General features: G+C 47.8%; 3 protein-coding genes. All 3 read right to left on the reverse strand.

Annotation, left to right across the window (positions count from 1 at the left end):
- Positions 1-7: 7 nt before the first annotated feature.
- Positions 8-1,531, reverse strand: a complete 1,524-nt coding sequence (locus tag IBX50_RS19180) for a hypothetical protein (protein WP_292258002.1) — start codon at positions 1,529-1,531, stop codon at positions 8-10.
- A gap of 8 nt (positions 1,532-1,539) precedes the next feature.
- Positions 1,540-1,767 carry a hypothetical protein gene (locus tag IBX50_RS19185; protein ID WP_292258003.1) on the reverse strand — a complete coding sequence of 76 codons (228 nt, stop codon included), beginning with the start codon at positions 1,765-1,767 and terminating at the stop codon, positions 1,540-1,542.
- Between the two features lie 50 nt (positions 1,768-1,817).
- Positions 1,818-2,981: methionine adenosyltransferase (metK, locus tag IBX50_RS19190; RefSeq protein WP_292258004.1), on the reverse strand; the 1,164-nt coding region annotated here is incomplete at its 5' end.

A 2,981-nucleotide genomic window follows, 5' to 3' on the forward strand; every position in this document is an offset into this window, starting at 1 on the left:
GAAGGCTTCACCGCTTACTGTGCCTTCTTATGGCAACCAGCAAATGCCAGGTGAAGGTGGAGATCAGCACCAGCGTGACCAGTAGTACGAAAGCCAAGTGGTGTTTGCTTTGCCCCACCAGCGCATGGATGGGTAGAAACCCTAAAGCCAAGCCATTCATGAAATCGACGGTTGGATCCCACCAGTTTTGCATTAGAGGGTGAGCTGTGAACCACGGGTTGCGGTCGTTCGCAAAAACCAGGGCGGCCAGGCTGATGGTCACACCCAGCCAGATTGCAGGTTTCAAGTAGTTCTGCCCGTGATTGGAGATCTGGGCATTCAGCCACAGTAAAAGTCGTTCGCGCAGGTTGTTTGTTTCGCCCTTTGCTGCTTGCTGGTGTAGCTCTCGGCGGTAAGCCTGGAGTTCACGCGCAAAGTATTTGTTGGCTTCAATATGATTACCCACTGCATCAAACGAATGCTTGATGATCCTAAAAGTTTCTCGGTCAGTGCCTTGCAAAGCCTGGGCCTTGAAACGAGCATCGAGGAAATTAGGCTGTTGCTGACGATTGGTGTTGCGCAAATCCAAGGGCTGGTTAAACACTGCACTGCGGAAGTTGATGAAGCTGTAGAAGGTCACATAATTCAAAAAGATTTTGCTGGGTTCAGCTTGCTCGACCCCAAAATGGCAGTCTTCAAATCCTGCAAAATCACGGAAAATGGATTTTTGAATCCTGAGCTTTTCAAAGCGCGATTCATAGAAATCAGCCAGTCCATTAAAGTTGGTGTTATTGATGTCCACTGCTGCGCAAGAGCAGTTGATCAACGCGAATTTTTTATTGAAAACTGTCGATATCAACTCCAAGGATTGAATACCCTTGATGTTCGCCAAGCTGAGTTTCTTCTTGATCGTGCAGTTTTTAATTTTGAGCTTTTGTAGCTTGGCTGGTATTTCAATTGAGAACCAGAAGAGCCGGGTATCCACCTCGGTATTTTTGACGCTAACTTGAGCAAGCTCACAATCCTTGAATACAGAGCTGTAACCCATCACTGGCAAACGACCCAACTCGTTACCCTTGATGCTCGCTTTCTGTTTAAAACAGCAGGATTCAAATAAGGCAAACCCTTGATCGGGGGCATCCCACTCTGCAACCTGAAACTTGTGGTGAAAAGTGCAACCTGTAAAGTGCGGCTGCAAAAATTCATTGCTAAATTCAGAACAGTAAAAATGGCAGTTCACAAAATGCAGTTTGGGAATGAGTGTGAATAGCTGTAGATAATCCCATTTGGATTCCTTTTCACTTGCGGGGAAGTGAACGCCATGCACTTCAAGCACTGTAGACCGAAGCTGATCAGCTAACTCATAAACTTCATCATCAAATTGCCCGGAAGGATGCTTTTGAAATAGATAAGCCACCTTAGAGGATGGTGCACCCAACGGCCGTGATACCGATTCAATTAAATGCTCTTGCAGTGCCCGATAGAACCCCTTGCAGTCTGAAGTATCAGCCAGCCACTCGTTAGGGTTAAGGGGTTTTGGGGTGGTGAGCATACAAGATATCAGTCGATGATCTCTACAGCGGGGATCGGTACTTCCAGCTTTTCAGCTACATACGCAATCAAATCCTCGCGTGAAGTGAATTCAGCATTATCGATAAGCTCCAGATGATCATGCAGCTCGTTACCATCCTCATCATCAGAAAAAACGGATCCACAGCGTATAATGCCTTCCATGTACTCAGGCACCTTGTCATCAAGGTAAACACGAACTGAGGCTATATCTTTCATAAAAACTCCTTTCTTTTCGCGAGGGTATTTAGATGAGTGAGCACATTCACTTATAAGTGGCTTGCTAGCACTTCAGCCTTGTCTGTTTTTTCCCAAGGGAAGGTCGAGAAGGTTTCATTACCTAGCGTGACTTCCTGGGGAGTACGCCCAAAATGCCCATAGGCAGCTGTTAGCCGGTACATGGGGTGCAACAGGTCAAGCATGTTGGTAATGGCATAGGGGCGAAGATCAAAGTGTTCACGGATGATTTTTACGATTTCACCGTCAGGGATTTTGCCAGTACCAAAGGTGTTAATGGAAACTGAAGTCGGCTCAGCCACACCGATTGCGTAGGAAACCTGGATTTCACAGCGATCAGCCAGCCCAGCGGCGACAATATTTTTGGCCACGTAGCGGCCAGCGTAGGTAGCGGAGCGGTCAACTTTGGAAGGGTCTTTGCCAGAAAAAGCGCCACCACCATGACGAGCCATGCCACCGTAGGTATCCACGATGATTTTCCGGCCCGTCAAGCCACAATCGCCGACCGGCCCACCAATAACGAACTTGCCTGTCGGGTTGATGTGGAATTTGGTGTCTTTGTGCAGGAGTTCTTCAGGGATTTCGTGCTTGATGATCATTTCCATCACCGCCTCCTGAAGGTCTTTCTGGGACACTTCGGGGTTATGCTGTGTAGAAAGAACGATTGCATCAATGCCTGTTACCTTGCCGTTTTCGTAGCGGCAAGTAACCTGGCTTTTGGCATCAGGGCGTAACCAAGGCAATACACCTGTTTTACGGGCTTCAGCCTGGCGTTCAACGAGACGGTGAGCATAGGTAATGGGGGCTGGCATGAGGACATCGGTTTCATTACTGGCATAACCGAACATCAAACCCTGATCCCCTGCCCCTTGATCCTCAGGCTTTTGGCGATCCACGCCCAGGGCAATATCAACGGACTGCTTGCCAATAATATTGATCACACCACAGGTGTCTGCATCATAGCCAACCTCAGATGAGGTATAACCGATATCCTTGATAACATTACGAACCAGGTCTTCAAGGTCAATCCAAGCCGAAGTTGTGATTTCACCGCCAACAATCGCCACGCCGGTTTTAAGCATGGTTTCACAAGCCACGCGCGCGTACTTATCTTCTGTAATAATGGCATCCAGAACTGCATCTGAAATTTGATCAGCAAGTTTATCAGGATGACCTTCAGAAACAGATTCGGAAGT

Source organism: Marinospirillum sp. (assembly GCF_014859565.1).